A 13,056-nucleotide genomic window follows, 5' to 3' on the forward strand; every position below is an offset into this window, starting at 1 on the left:
GGCCCGTGTGAACGATGGGGCAAGAGCCCGGGCGTAAACCAGCGCCCGGCTCTTGCCCTGATCCTTATCCTGAGTCGCATGAGCTCTGCGCACCGCTTCGACCGCGGCCACACCGACGACCTGATGTCCTTCCTCGCCGCCAGTCCCTCCCCGTACCACGCGGTGGCCAACACCGCGGAGCGGCTGGAGAAGGCGGGCTTCCGTCAGGTCGCAGAGACCGACGCGTGGGACGGCACGACCGGCGGCAAGTACGTGACGCGCGGTGGCGCGATCATCGCCTGGTACGTGCCGGAGGGCTCGACGCCCGCCACCCCCTTCCGGATCGTCGGTGCGCACACCGACTCCCCCAACCTGCGCGTGAAGCCGCTGCCGGACACCGGTGCGGCGGGCTGGCGCCAGGTCGCCGTCGAGCTCTACGGCGGCACGCTGCTCAACACCTGGCTGGACCGCGACCTCGGTCTCTCCGGCCGGGTCTCGCTGCGGGACGGCGGCCACCGGCTCGTCAACGTGGACCGGCCGCTGCTGCGCGTGCCGCAGCTCGCCATCCACCTCGACCGCGGCGTCAACCAGGACGGCCTCAAGCTCGACAAGCAGCGTCACATGACCCCGATCTGGGGCCTGGGCGAGCCGCGTGAGGGGGATCTGATCCGCTTCGTCGCGCAGGAGGCGGGTCTGGCCGCCGAGGACGTCACCGGCTGGGACCTGATGGTCCACAGCGTCGAGCCCCCGGCCTACCTCGGCCGCGACCAGGAGCTCCTCGCCGGCCCGCGCATGGACAACCTGCTGTCCGTGCACGCCGGTACGGCCGCGCTGATCGCCGCCGTCGGCTCCGAGGGGCTGCCCTGCATCCCGGTGCTGGCCGCCTTCGACCACGAGGAGAACGGCAGCCAGTCCGACACCGGCGCCGAGGGCCCGCTGCTCGGAAACGTGCTGGAACGATCCGTCTTCGCCCGCGGCGGGACGTACGAGGACAAGGCCCGCGCCTTCGCCGGCACGATCTGCCTCTCCTCCGACACCGGCCACGCCGTCCACCCCAACTACTCCGAGCGCCACGAGCCCGGCCACCACCCGGTGCCCAACGGCGGCCCGATCCTGAAGGTGAACGTCAACCAGCGCTACGCCACGGACGGCAGCGGCCGGGCCGTCTTCGCCGCCGCCTGCGAGCGCGCGGGCGTGCCCTGGCAGCACTTCGTCTCCAACAACTCCATGCCGTGCGGCACCACCATCGGCCCCATCACCGCGGCCCGGCACGGCATCGCCACCGTCGACATCGGCGTGGCCTGCCTGTCCATGCACTCGGCGCGGGAGCTGTGCGGCGCGGACGACCCGTTCCTGCTGGCCGCGGCGCTCACCGCCTTCCTCGAAGGCTGAGGCCGTGGAGTACGGACGTGCGCTGCGCCTCGCGGGCGCGGCACCGGCCGTCGCCGCCGCGTTCGTCCTCACGGCCTGCGGCAGCGACGGCGGCAAGGACGGCAGGGACGGCGGCAAGCCGGCAGCGAGCCCTTCCACCGCCGAGGCGCTCTCCACGGACGACGACAAGCCGCAGGACAAGCAGGACAAGGGTGACGCCTGCGGCCCCGGCGACCTGACGGTCGAGGCCCGCAAGGCGCCGGGCGGCCGTCTCCTGCTGGTGGCGGCGAACACCGGCGGAAAGCCGTGCACCGCTTACGGCTTCCCGTACCTGCGCTTCGACCAGGACCAGGCGACGGCGGGCGTCGGCGAGGAGACCAGGCCCAAGGCGCCGGTGAAGATCCCGCCCGGGAAGGCGGCGTACGCGGGCATCACGCCCACCGCGGCGGACGGCTCGGGCGGTCCCGGACGCGACGTCAAGAAGCTGTCGGTGACCTTCCAGACGGCGGGCGGCGACCCGCTGCCGGGCGACCCGGCGGCGCCGGCCCTGCCGGGCGGCTCGCTGCACGTCGACGACCAGGCCCGCGGCACGTACTGGGTGGACGGCGAGGCCGCCGCGCTCAAGGGCTGAGGGCTCCGGCCGATTGGCCGTTCCGGTGCGGGGTAGGCGCATGCGTGCCGGCACCGGAACGGCCAATCGATTCGGAGGCTTCAGCCATGGGCATGGGATGGTGCATCGGTCTGATCGGGATCGGGGCGGTCCTCACCTTCGCGGTGGACTGGCACGTCGACGGGATGAACCTCCCCTTGGTGGGCCTGATCCTGATGGCGGTGGGGATCATCGGCACCTGCGCGTACGTGAGCATCTACAAGCGCCGCCGGACGCAGCCACCGCGCCCGGCCGCGCCCGTGGTCGAGGTCGAGGAGGATCACCGCTTCATGCGGTGACCCCCCTGACCCCCCTGCCCCCCGACCCCGCTGTGACGGCCGTCAGCCGTCCAGGCCCGCCAGCACCAGCGGCAGCCGGTCCGCGCCGCCCTCGGTGATCCGCACCGGGACGCCCCAGTCCTGCTGGTGCATGTGGCACGCCGGGTACTCGTTCTCCGGGTCGTCGTCGCAGGACGCCGCCATGGCGGAGACGTGCAGCACGCCTTCCGTCACGCTCTCCCCCAGCACCAGGTCCCGGCCGAGGTCCGTGCCCTGTCCCGAGCCTTCCGCGAGGAGCTCCGGCGGGGTGGAGCTGACGAGCAGGCGCGTGGAGGGCCCGTAGCGCGTGTCGAGCTTCTGGCCGGCCGGGGCCTGGAAGACGACGTCCAGCCGCAGCCGCCCGGGGGAGACGTCCGTGGCGGCCCGCTGCGTGCGGTGGGCGACGGACTCGACCCGTACCGCCTCCTCGGGCAGGCGCAGCCGGGTGAGCCGGTGCCGGGCGGACTCGACGACGACGATGTCGTCGCCGGCGAGGACCGCGGCGGAGGGCTCCCGCAGGTCGGTCGCGAGGGTGGTGACCTCGCCGGTCGCGGGGTCGTAGCGGCGCAGGGCGTGGTTGTAGGTGTCGGAGACGGCCACGGAGCCGTCGGGCAGCGCGGTGACGCCGAGGGGGTGCTGGAAGAGCGCCTGTGCGGCGTCCCCGTCCCGGTGGCCGAAGTCGAACAGGCCGGTGCCGACGGCGGTGCGGACGGCGAATCCTTCCCCGTCGCGCTCGACGTACCGCAGCGCGGACGTCTCGGAGTCGGCGACCCACAGGCGGTCCCCGGCCGAGGCGAGCCCGGACGGCTGGGCGAACCAGGCCTCGCGCGCGGGCCCGTCGACGAGCCCCTCGTTGGTCGTGCCGGCCGCCACCTCGACGGTGCCGGTCCGCGGGTCGTACGTCCACAGCTGGTGCACGCCGGCCATGGCGATCCACAGCCGGTCGGCGAACCAGGCGACGTCCCAGGGGGAGGACAGGGAGACCTCGCGGGCGGGGCCGGAGGTGGGCTGTCCCTGCATCCACTGGCGCCCGGTGCCGGCGACGGTCTCGACGGCGCCCGTCCGCAGGTCGTACGTCCGCAGGGCGTGGTTGACGGTGTCGGCGACGACGACCGTGTCCCCGTCCGGCAGGAGCGCGAGGCCCTGCGGCTCGCTGAAGGAGCCGGCGCCGAAGCCGCGCTCGCCGCTGCCGATGCGCCGGACGACCGTCTCGCCGTCGGCGGCCAGCTCGACCAGCTGGTGGCGCGTGGAGTCGGAGACGAGGAAGCCGCCGCCGGGCAGCACGACGGCCTTGCCGGGGAAGCGCAGGTCGGTGGCGACGGGCTCGGGGGCGACGTACGGGCCGTTGCCGCGGCGCAGCGTCCCCTTGGCCGCGTGCTCGGCCTCCAGCTCCTCGACGAGCTTCTCCAGGGCGTGCGCGTGGCCCTCACCCGCGTGCTGGGCGACGATGTAGCCCTCGGGGTCGATCACGACGAGCGTGGGCCAGGCGCGCACGGCGTACTGCTTCCACGTGGCCAACTCGGGGTCGTCGAGGACGGGGTGGTGGACCTCGTAGCGCTCGACGGCGTCGACGACGGCCCGGTGCTCGGCCTCGTGCACGAACTTCGGCGAGTGCACACCGATGATCACCACGGTGTCGCGGTGCTTCTCCTCCAGCTCGCGCAGCTCGTCCAGGACGTGCAGGCAGTTCACGCAGCAGAACGTCCAGAAGTCGAGGATGACGATGCGTCCTCGCAGGTCGGCGAGGGAGAGGTCGGTGTTGCCGGTGTTCAGCCAGCCGCCCTTGCCGATCAGTTCGGGGGCGCGGACGCGTGCTCGTGGGGCCATACACCCATCCAACCGCATCGCCCGCCGCGGGCATTCCCGCGTCCGGGGAATGACACGGGCCGTTCACGAACGGCCGTGCCGGCGCCTGCGCGGGCGTCCGCGCCGGCGCCGGAGTCAGCGCCCGAGCACGCGGTCCTTCAGTGCCGGGAACTCCTCGCGGACCTTCGTGACTCTCGCCGGGTCGAGGTCCACGGTGAGGACCTCCTCGCCGGGGCCCGCCTCCGCGACGGCCTCGCCCCAGGGGTCGAAGACGATGCTGTGGCCGGCCTGCTCGACGCCCGCGTGGGTGCCCGCCGTGCCGCAGGCGAGGACGTAGGCCAGGTTCTCGACCGCCCGTGCGCGGGCCAGCAGCGTCCAGTGCCCGCGCCGCTTCGCGGGCCAGCCGGCCGGGACGACGAAGGTTTGCGCCCCGGCGTCGACCAGGGCCCGGAACAGCTCGGGGAAGCGCAGGTCGTAGCAGGTGGCCAGGCCGAGCGTGGTGTCCGGGAGGGGGAGGGTGACGGGCTCCGTGCCGGCGGTCATCAGGACGGCCTCGCCCTTGTCGAAGCCGAAGCGGTGGATCTTCCGGTAGGTGCGGACGAGTTCGCCGGAGGGTGAGAAGACGAGGGAGGTGTTGCACAGCGCCCCGCCCGGGGCCTTCTCGACGATGGAGCCGGCGTGCAGCCAGACCCCCGTATCGCGCGCCGCGGCGGACATCGCGCGGGCCGTGGGACCGTCCAACGGTTCCGCCGCGTCCGCGAACGACTCGAAGGCGAACGCCCCCACGTGCCACAGCTCCGGCAGGACGACGAGATCGCTGCCCGCCTGCTCGTGCACGAGCGCGGCGGCGCGGGCGCGCCGCTCGGCGGCCGGCTCCTGCGGATCGACGTTTATCTGAATCAGGGAAGCGCGCACAGTACCCACCACTCTCAGCACACGAAACCTCTGCCGGGTCGCCCGTGCGCAGCGTAACTTAACTGCAGAGCACCCAGACAGCACTTGCCCCGCACCCGCTGCCCAGCACGCCCGAGGGATCACGTGACCGTCCACCCGAATCTTCAGCCGGCCATCGACGCCTGGACCCACTCCATCGAAGCCATCAACGACCTGGTCAAACCGCTGGCCGAGAGCGACTGGAACCGGGCCACCGAGTGCCCGGGTTGGTCGGTGCGCGACGTCGTCTCGCACGTCATCGGCGTGGAGACCGAGATGCTGGGCGAGCCGCGGCCGATGCACACGCTGCCGCGCGACCTCTTCCACGTCACCGACGAGTTCTCCCGCTACAACGAGGTGCAGGTCGACGTGCGGCGCTGCCACACGGCCCTGGAGATGACCTCCGAGCTGGAGCTCATCGTCATCCGCCGCTCCCGGCAGCTGCGCAACGAATCGCGCGGGCCGCAGACGGCGATCCGCTGGCCGCTCGGCTCCGGCAACGAACAGCCCCTCGAACGGGCCCTGGTGGTACGGGCCTTCGACGTATGGACGCACGAGCAGGATCTGCGGCGCGCCCTCGGCATGCCCGGCAACCTCGACTCGCCCGCGGCCGTCATCTGCCGTGACTTCCTGCTGGGCGCCCTGCCGAAGGTCGTGGCCAAGGATGCGGGCGCGCCGCCGGGATCCGCGGTCGTCTTCGACGTGCACGGCCCGCTGGAGTTCCTGCGGACCGTGCGCGTCGACGCACAGGGCCGGGGGAAGATCGACAGCAGTGTGTCGCTGGGCCCGACGGTCACGTTCGGGATGGACTGGGAGACGTACGCCCGGCTGGCGTGCGGCCGGGTGCATCCGGAGGCGGCGGCGGGGCGGATCAAGGTGGAGGGGGACGCGGAGCTCGCGGAGGCCGTCCTCCGCGAGTTCGCGATCACTCCCTAGCGGGCACCGGCGTGATCCCGGCCCCCGCCCCGCTCACGCCGGTACGTGCACCGTCTCCACTCTCGAGGCCACGATCCGCTCGCGCTCGCGCTGCTGCGCCCGCGTCCGCAGCCGCAGGATCTGCGACAGTCCCAGCGCTTCCAGGACGAAGACGGAGGCGAAGGCGACGCGGTAGTCGTCCCCGGTCGCGTCGAGCAGCACGCCCACGGCCAGGAGCGTCGTCATCGAGGCGATGAAGCCGCCCATGTTGACGATGCCGGAGGCGGTGCCCTGGCGCTCGGGTGGGTTCGCGGGGCGGGCGAAGTCGAAGCCGATCATCGAGGCGGGGCCGCACGCGCCGAGCACGAGGCACTCGGTCACCAGCAGCCACATGGGCGCGTGCGCGCCGGGCCAGCCGGTCACGGCCGCCCACACCAGCGCGGTCGCGGCGACCGTGCCGAGCGCGAGCGGCAGCCGGGCCGCGTGGTGGCGGGCGATGATCTGCCCGTAGACCAGGCCCACGGCCATGCTGGAGAGCACGACCAGGGTCAGCAGCGCTCCCGCGGTCTCCCGGGAGCGGCCTTCCGCCTCGACGAGGAAGGGCATGCCCCACAGCAGCAGGAAGACCATCGCCGGGAACTGCGTCGTGAAGTGCACCCACATGCCGAGCCGGGTGCCGGGCTCGCGCCACGCCCGGACGATCTGCCGGCGGACGAAGCCCTTGCCGCCGGCGGGCGCGGTCGCCGGCGGCTCGTGGCCCTCCGGGTGGTCCTTCAGGAACAGCAGCATCAGGACGAGGGCGAACACGCCCGCGGCCGCGCTGCCGCCGAAGGTGGCGGTCCAGCCGGCCGAGTGCAGCAGCCGGGCCAGGAGCATCGTGGAGACGAGGTTGCCCGCCATGCCGAAGAGCGCCGCGACCTGCGCGATCAGCGGGCCGCGGCGGGCGGGGAACCAGCGGGCGCCCAGGCGCAGCACGCTGATGAACGTCATCGCGTCGCCGCAGCCGAGCAGGGCCCGGCTGGCCAGGGCCGTGCCGTAGGAGTGGGAGAGCGCGAAGGCGAACTGCCCGGCGGTGAACAGCACGGCGCCGAGGGCCAGCACCTTCTTGGTGCCCAGCCGGTCGATCATCAGGCCGACGGGTATCTGCATGCCCGCGTAGACGAGCAGCTGGAGTATGGAGAAGGTGGACAGCGCGGAGGCGTTGATGTGGAAGCGCTCGGCGGCGTCGATCCCGGCCACGCCGAGGCTGGTGCGGAAGATGATCGCGACGAAGTACACCCCGACGCCGATCCCCCAGACGGCGACCGCGCGCCGTCCGCCGGGTGGGTCGCCGGGCAGCGCTGCGGCCCCCTGACTCATCGGTGTTCCCCCCGCTCGTTCATCGGATCTCGCCCTGGGCCAGGTTGCGCACCCAGCTGACGTGCTGGTCGATGACGGTGACGGCGCCCTCGGCGTCACCGGCGCGCAGGGCTTCGAGGATCTCGGTGTGCTCGCTGTGGTTCTTGGCGATGCGGTCGGGGTGGGCGTGCATCACGGCCACGCCCATCCGCAGCTGCCGGTCGCGCAGCTGGTCGTAGAGCCGGGAGAGGATCTGATTGCCGGCGCTGCGCACGATCTCGGCGTGGAAGGCGCGGTCGCTGACGGAGACCGCGGCCAGGTCGCCGGCGGCGGCCTGGCGGCCCATGTCGTCGAGCAGTTCCTCCAGGCGGGCGATGAGCAGCGGGGAGGCGGGGACGGCCTTGGCCGCCGCGTACTTCTCCACCAGCAGCCGGGTCTCGACCACGTCCGCGATCTCCTGGGCGGAGACGGGCAGGACGAGGGCGCCCTTCTTCGGATAGAGCTTGATCAGCCCCTCGGCCTCCAGGCGCAGCAGCGCTTCGCGCACGGGGGTCCGCGAGACGCCGGTGGCCTCGGCCAGGTCTCCCTCGGTGAGCAGCGTGCCGCCTTCGTACCGGCGGTGCAGGACGGCTTCCTTGACGTGCGTGTAGACGCGTTCGGCGGCGGGGGGCTGCTTGGTCCGCTGCAGCGGCACGGGCGGGGCGGTTGGCATGAGCACAGCTTAGATACAACATATATACGCAGAAAGAGGGGGTCCGCGATCCGGACAACGGGCGTCCCGGTTTACGGCCCCGTCCAGCCGTCCGCGGGCGTGATGAAGACGAACCTCAGGTCAGGACGCTGTATCGGCAACAGGACATGGCTGGTCACACGCACCTCCCGGCCACCGTGGAAGGGCAGTTGCAGCCGGAAGACGTCGCCGTCGCGGTGCTCGACCACGTCGTGCTCCTCGGACCAGATGCGCCGGCAGTCGGCGTCCGCGTCGAGGATGTCCCGTACGAGGGTGCGCAGTTCGGCGTTGCCGGGGTTGCTGTTGGCGGCGACGCGCAGCATGGCGAGGTACGTCCGGGCGCAGGCGTCCTCCCAGTCGAGCATCTGCTCGCGGGCCTCGGGGTCGAGCAGCGCCCAGCGCATGAGATTGGCGCCGGGCCGGCGCACCCAGGGAAACCACTCGCTCATGAGGGAATTCGCCGCGACGATATTCCAGGCCACATCGGAGAGATAGGCGGGATAGGACACCTGCTGTTCCAGCAGGACTTTGACGCCGTGCGGCAGATCGCCCGCACCGTCCGGTTCGCGGGAGAGTCCGCCGGGCGGGCGGCGGCCGCACACGGCGAGAAAGAGCGTGAGCGTCTCGGCCTCGCTCAGCCGCAGTGCGCGGGCGACCCGGAGCAGGAAATTCTCGGAGAAGTCCTGGCGGCGGCCGGCCTCCAGCGCGCGGTACCAGCCCTCGCTCACGCCGGTGAGCCGGGCCACGTGGGCCTGGGAGAGGCGGCGGCCGGGGCGGGGGAGGACACCGCGCAGCTCGGGGACGGTACGTGCGTCCACGCGCGCCCGCCAGGCGCGGAGAAGACGGCTGATGGATTCACCGTCCACGTGGTCGGCGCCGTCCACGCGTCCTCCAATTCCGACACTGCAAGTGTTGGTCAATCTTAAGTAAATTGCGCCGCACGGGCTATTCCAGCCGCTGACCTGGGTGGGATTCCCGAGGCCGCTCCGCAAGACGGCAGAGGCCCGGACGCCGCTCTCTCTCCTCGCTGGAGGGGGGTGAGGAGGGAGGCGCCCGGGCCTTTTGTCGTTCCTGATTCAACTAATGGTTATTGCACCGGGCCATTGCCCGGTGCACCGCCCCGGGGCGCTATCCCCAGGTGATCAGCCGCTGCGGATTCTCGAGCACGGCGGCCGTGTCGGCCAGCACCTTCGAACCCAGCTCCCCGTCCACCAGGCGGTGGTCGAAGGAGAGCGCCAGCGTGGTCACCTGGCGCGGCTTGACCTTGCCCTTGTGCACCCACGGCTGCAGCTTGATCGCACCGACGGCCAGGATCGCGGACTCGCCCGGGTTGAGGATGGGCGTGCCGGTGTCGACGCCGAAGACGCCCACGTTGGTGATGGTGACCGTGCCGCCGGACATCGCCGCCGGGCTCGTCTTCCCCTCGCGGGCGGTCGCCACCAGCTCGGACAGCGCCGTGGACAGCTCGGGGAGCGTCTTGACGCCCGCGTCCTTGATGTTCGGCACGATCAGCCCGCGCGGCGTGGCCGCCGCGATGCCCAGGTTCACGTAGTCCTTGCGGACGATCTCCTGCTCGGCCTCGTCCCAGGACGCGTTCACGTCCGGGTTCCGCTTGATCGCGACGAGGAACGCCTTCGCGACGAGCAGGAGCGGGTTGACCCGCAGACCCGCCATGTCGGGGTCGTCCTTGAGCTTCTGCACGAGCTTCATCGTGCGGGTCACGTCGACGGTGACGAACTCCGTGACGTGCGGCGCGGTGAAGGCGCTCGCGACCATCGCCTGGGCGGTGGCCTTGCGCACGCCCTTGACCGGGATCCGCGTCTCGCGCGCGGCGAGGTCCGTCACGGCCGCGGGCACCCCCGCGACGGCCGCCGGCTCCTCCGCGACCGGGGCCGTCGCGGCCGAGGCTGCGGCGTGGACGTCTTCGCGGGTCACGATGCCGTCGGCACCGGAGGGCACGACGGCGGCGAGATCGACCCCGAGGTCCTTGGCGAGCTTGCGCACGGGGGGCTTGGCGAGGGGGCGCACACCCGCCTGCGCGGCGGGGGCCCCGGCACCCTGTGGCGAAATCCTTTCGGCCGCCGCTCCGGCCGCCGTTCCGGGCGCTATGGGCGCGGGTTCCACGGCCGCAGAGGTCCCGGCCACGCCCGGGGCCGGACGCCCGTTGAGCTCGGCCTGGACGGCGGCGGCCACTGTGGAAGCCTCCTGCTGTGCAGGCTGCTTGCGCGCGCGCCGCTTCGTGGAAGACGGCGCCGCCCCGTAACCGACGAGCACGGCCTGTCGCCCCTGCGGCTCCTCCGCCTCCTCGGCGGCGGACGGCGCCGCGGCCGGTGCGGCCTGCTCCGGCGCAGCCGGCCCCGCACCGGGCTGGGTGTCCACAGCGATGATCACCTGGCCGACGTCGACCGTCGTCCCCTCGGGGAACCGCAGCTCGTGCACCACCCCGTCGAACGGGATCGGCAGCTCCACGGCGGCCTTCGCCGTCTCGACCTCGCACACCACCTGCCCGTCGGCGACGGTGTCGCCGACGGCCACGTACCACTTGAGGATCTCGGCCTCGGTGAGCCCCTCGCCCACGTCGGGCATCTTGAACTCGCGGAAGCGCTGGTCGTTCGCGGTCCTTGCAGTCATGGTCACGACTCTCCTCAAACCCTCAGTACGCCAGCGCGCGGTCGACGGCGTCGAGCACCCGGTCCAGTCCCGGAAGGTACTCGTCCTCGAGCCGGGACGGCGGGTAGGGCGCGTGATATCCGCCGACCCGCAGGACCGGTGCCTCCAGGTGGTAGAAGCAGCGCTCCGTGATCCGGGCGGCGATCTCCGCGCCGGTGCCCAGGAAGACCGGGGCCTCGTGGACGACGACCAGGCGGCGGGTGCGCTCCACGGACGCCTGGATCGCGTCGAAGTCGATGGGCGACATCGAGCGCAGGTCCAGGACCTCCAGGGACTTGCCCTCCTCCTCGGCCGCGGCGGCGGCCTCCAGACAGGTCTTCACCATCGGCCCGTAGGCGGCGAGGGTCAGGTCCGTGCCCGGGCGGGCGACGCGGGCGGCGTGCAGGGGGGCCGGGATGGCCTCCGTGTCGAGCTCGGACTTGTCGTGGTAGCGGCGCTTGGGCTCGAAGTAGATCACCGGGTCGTCGCTCTGGATGGCCTGCTGGAGCATCCAGTAGGCGTCCGAGGCGTTCGACGGGGAGACCACCTTCAGGCCCGCGACGTGGGCGAACAGCGTCTCGGGCGACTCGCTGTGGTGCTCGACGGCACCGATGGCGCCACCGTAGGGGATGCGGATGACGACCGGCAGCTTGATCTTGCCGAGCGCACGGGCGTGCATCTTGGCCAGCTGGGTGACGATCTGGTCGTACGCCGGGAAGACGAACCCGTCGAACTGGATCTCCACGACGGGGCGGTAGCCGCGCAGGGCCAGGCCGATCGCGGTGCCGACGATGCCCGACTCGGCGAGCGGGGTGTCGATGACCCGGTCCTCGCCGAAGTCCTTCTGCAGGCCGTCGGTGACGCGGAAGACGCCGCCGAGCTTGCCGACGTCCTCGCCCATGACGAGGACCTTGGGGTCGTTCTCCAGCGCGGTGCGCAGCGAGGCGTTGATCGCCTTGACGATGGAGAGCTTCTGGGCGGTCATCAGTGGCTCTCCTCGGCGAACGAAGCCTGGTAGGCGGCGAACTGGGCGCGCTCCTCGTCGACGAGGGCGTGGCCGTCGGCGTAGATGTTGTCGAAGATCGCCATGTCGTCGGGGTCCGGCATGGTGCGGACGCGGTCGCGCACGTGCTTGGCGAGCTCGTCGGCCTCGGTCTCCAGGGCGGCGAAGAAGGCCTCGTCGGCGTGGCCCTCGCGCTCCAGGTACGCGCGCAGGCGCGCGATCGGGTCCTTGGCCTCCCACAGCTCGCGCTCCTCGTCGCGGCGGTAGCGCGTCGGGTCGTCGGAGGTGGTGTGGGCGCCCATGCGGTACGTGAAGGCCTCGATCAGCATCGGGCCCTGGCCGGTGCGGGCCCGGTCGAGGGCGGCCTTGGTGACGGCGAGGCAGGCGAGGACGTCGTTGCCGTCGACGCGGACGCCGGGGAAGCCGTAGCCCTGCGCGCGCTGGTAGAGCGGGACGCGGGTCTGCTTCTCGGTGGGCTCGGAGATGGCCCACTGGTTGTTCTGGCAGAAGAAGACGACCGGGGCGTTGTAGACGGCCGCGAAGGTGAACGCCTCGGCCACGTCGCCCTGGCTGGAGGCGCCGTCGCCGAAGTAGGCGATGACGGCGGAGTCGGCGCCGTCCTTGGTGATCCCCATGGCGTATCCGGTCGCGTGCAGCGCCTGCGAGCCGATGACGATCGTGTAGAGGTGGAAGTTGTTCTCGTTCGGGTCCCAGCCGCCGTTGTTCACGCCGCGGAACATGCCGAGCAGGTTGGTGGGGTCGACCCCGCGGCACCAGGCCACGCCGTGCTCGCGGTAGGTCGGGAAGACGTAGTCGTCGGGGCGGGTCGCCCGGCCGGAGCCGATCTGGGCGGCCTCCTGGCCCAGCAGGGAGGCCCACAGGCCCAGTTCGCCCTGGCGCTGCAGCGTGGTCGCCTCGGCGTCGAACCGGCGGGTCAGCACCATGTCGCGGTACAGGCCACGCAGTTCCTCGGCGGTCAGGTCGATGGAGTAGTCGGGGTGCTCGACCCGCTCGCCCTCCGGCGTCAGCAGCTGTACGAGCTCGGGTGCGCCCGCCGCCACGGCGGTCTTGGCGCCGGCGCGCTTGCTGCCGCCGCGGCGCGGCTTGCGCGCGGCAGTGCTGTCCACAGTCACGTGTGCTCCTCCGTCTGTCCGGCCCCCGGGGTCGCCGGCGGCCAGAGGGGGTTCCCCCGCCGTGAGGCAGGAGAATGCTCGCTCGATCCCCGACGGCACACGGGGTGGGTGTGCCGAGGCCGGAACCGGGCGTGACAGGCGCCCCGGCGAAAGGCCTGCAATAAGCACGTTACCCAGAAGGCCGCATTCCTGCGAAACCCCGCCTGACCTGCAATTTTGCTTGGATTTCCAAG

General features: G+C 72.1%; 12 protein-coding genes. 4 read left to right on the forward strand and 8 right to left on the reverse strand.

All coding sequences use genetic code 11. The features are described from left to right. Nucleotides 1-78 precede the first annotated feature (78 nt). From FGW37_RS15775 to FGW37_RS15785, 3 genes are all read left to right on the forward strand, one after another. On the forward strand, nt 79-1,371 hold the full coding sequence (locus FGW37_RS15775) for a M18 family aminopeptidase (protein WP_179081626.1): 1,293 nt from the start codon (nt 79-81) through the stop codon (nt 1,369-1,371). Nucleotides 1,372-1,375: 4 nt separating this feature from the next. After that, nucleotides 1,376-1,981, forward strand: coding sequence for a DUF4232 domain-containing protein (locus FGW37_RS15780; RefSeq protein ID WP_179081627.1), 606 nt, complete (start codon nt 1,376-1,378; stop codon nt 1,979-1,981). An 86-nt stretch (nt 1,982-2,067) separates the two neighbouring features. After that, nucleotides 2,068-2,298, forward strand: coding sequence for a DUF6458 family protein (locus FGW37_RS15785; RefSeq protein ID WP_179081628.1), 231 nt, complete (start codon nt 2,068-2,070; stop codon nt 2,296-2,298). Nucleotides 2,299-2,340: 42 nt separating this feature from the next. On the opposite strand, the gene FGW37_RS15790 is transcribed toward FGW37_RS15785, so the two are convergent. Then, on the reverse strand, nt 2,341-4,143 hold the full coding sequence (locus tag FGW37_RS15790; RefSeq protein WP_179081629.1) for an NHL domain-containing thioredoxin family protein: 1,803 nt from the start codon (nt 4,141-4,143) through the stop codon (nt 2,341-2,343). Between the two features lie 114 nt (nt 4,144-4,257). Beyond that, complete coding sequence (locus tag FGW37_RS15795; RefSeq protein WP_179081630.1) at nt 4,258-5,037, reverse strand: carbon-nitrogen family hydrolase; 780 nt, start codon at nt 5,035-5,037, stop codon at nt 4,258-4,260. Between the two features lie 123 nt (nt 5,038-5,160). On the opposite strand from FGW37_RS15795, the gene FGW37_RS15800 reads away from it, so the two are divergent. Beyond that, complete coding sequence (locus FGW37_RS15800) at nt 5,161-5,991, forward strand: maleylpyruvate isomerase family mycothiol-dependent enzyme (protein WP_179081631.1); 831 nt, start codon at nt 5,161-5,163, stop codon at nt 5,989-5,991. 33 nt (nt 5,992-6,024) lie between these two features. Here FGW37_RS15800 and FGW37_RS15805 read toward each other — a convergent pair whose 3' ends face one another. The 6 genes from FGW37_RS15805 to pdhA all read right to left on the reverse strand — a co-directional run bounded on the left by FGW37_RS15805 (nt 6,025) and on the right by pdhA (nt 12,823). Beyond that, nucleotides 6,025-7,329 (reverse strand): MFS transporter, encoded by a 1,305-nt coding sequence (locus FGW37_RS15805; RefSeq protein WP_179081632.1) that lies wholly within the window; start codon nt 7,327-7,329, stop codon nt 6,025-6,027. Between the two features lie 19 nt (nt 7,330-7,348). Next, nucleotides 7,349-8,020: a GntR family transcriptional regulator gene (locus FGW37_RS15810; RefSeq protein ID WP_179081633.1), complete on the reverse strand. Its 672-nt coding sequence runs from the start codon at nt 8,018-8,020 to the stop codon at nt 7,349-7,351. Between the two features lie 71 nt (nt 8,021-8,091). Next, nucleotides 8,092-8,922 carry a helix-turn-helix transcriptional regulator gene (locus FGW37_RS15815; RefSeq protein WP_179081634.1) on the reverse strand — a complete coding sequence of 277 codons (831 nt, stop codon included), beginning with the start codon at nt 8,920-8,922 and terminating at the stop codon, nt 8,092-8,094. Between the two features lie 244 nt (nt 8,923-9,166). Further along, a complete protein-coding gene (locus FGW37_RS15820; RefSeq protein WP_179081635.1) occupies nt 9,167-10,669 on the reverse strand; it encodes a dihydrolipoamide acetyltransferase family protein in 1,503 nt (500 codons plus the stop codon). A 22-nt stretch (nt 10,670-10,691) separates the two neighbouring features. After that, the gene (locus FGW37_RS15825) at nt 10,692-11,672 is read right to left on the reverse strand and encodes an alpha-ketoacid dehydrogenase subunit beta (RefSeq protein WP_179081636.1); all 981 of its coding nucleotides are present in this window, start codon (nt 11,670-11,672) and stop codon (nt 10,692-10,694) included. Then, the gene (gene pdhA / locus FGW37_RS15830; RefSeq protein WP_179081637.1) at nt 11,672-12,823 is read right to left on the reverse strand and encodes a pyruvate dehydrogenase (acetyl-transferring) E1 component subunit alpha; all 1,152 of its coding nucleotides are present in this window, start codon (nt 12,821-12,823) and stop codon (nt 11,672-11,674) included. The genes FGW37_RS15825 and pdhA overlap by 1 nt, the downstream gene beginning before the upstream one ends. Nucleotides 12,824-13,056: the final 233 nt, after the last annotated feature.

This window comes from Streptomyces rectiverticillatus (assembly GCF_013394065.1).
GTDB lineage: Bacteria > Actinomycetota > Actinomycetes > Streptomycetales > Streptomycetaceae > Streptomyces > Streptomyces rectiverticillatus.

Bases quoted from the DNA above. Each gene is read 5' to 3' on its own strand.
- FGW37_RS15785 (WP_179081628.1), top strand. From the start codon at position 2,068: ATGGGCATGGGATGGTGCATCGGTCTGATCGGGATCGGGGCGGTCCTC.
- FGW37_RS15825 (WP_179081636.1), bottom strand. From the start codon at position 11,672: ATGACCGCCCAGAAGCTCTCCATCGTCAAGGCGATCAACGCCTCGCTG.
- FGW37_RS15790 (WP_179081629.1), bottom strand. From the start codon at position 4,143: ATGGCCCCACGAGCACGCGTCCGCGCCCCCGAACTGATCGGCAAGGGC.
- FGW37_RS15820 (WP_179081635.1), bottom strand. From the start codon at position 10,669: ATGACTGCAAGGACCGCGAACGACCAGCGCTTCCGCGAGTTCAAGATG.
- FGW37_RS15775 (WP_179081626.1), top strand. From the start codon at position 79: ATGAGCTCTGCGCACCGCTTCGACCGCGGCCACACCGACGACCTGATG.
- FGW37_RS15805 (WP_179081632.1), bottom strand. From the start codon at position 7,329: ATGAGTCAGGGGGCCGCAGCGCTGCCCGGCGACCCACCCGGCGGACGG.
- FGW37_RS15810 (WP_179081633.1), bottom strand. From the start codon at position 8,020: ATGCCAACCGCCCCGCCCGTGCCGCTGCAGCGGACCAAGCAGCCCCCC.